Annotated in this window: 1 protein-coding gene; it reads right to left on the minus strand. The window is 66.1% G+C overall.

Going from position 1 to position 245, the window contains the following annotated elements; translation table 11 throughout:
- Positions 1-228, minus strand: a 228-nt coding sequence (locus AC5RWU_RS24815; RefSeq protein ID WP_494037355.1) for a histone-like nucleoid-structuring protein Lsr2, incomplete at its 3' end; no start/stop codon positions are given.
- Positions 229-245 lie beyond the last annotated feature (17 nt).

Below are 245 nucleotides of genomic sequence, written 5' to 3' on the forward strand. Positions count from 1 at the left end.
GGTATCCCCACGGCCGGCCCCGGCCGCTGGCCCGGGCCGGGTCTTGCCCCGGGGTGACGCGGCCGCAGGGACCTTGCGGCCGGCCTTCACATACTGCTTGAAGGCCTTACGCAGCGCAGCAGCATCCCCTGCGGACAGGTCAATTTCGTAGTTCGTGCCGTCCATGCCGAAATGCACCGTTTCGTCCGCCGGCCCGCCGTCCAAATCAGAGACCAGGACGATTTCCACCTTTTGTGCCATGCGAA

Source organism: Arthrobacter sp. B0427-1-12 (genome assembly GCF_059092905.1).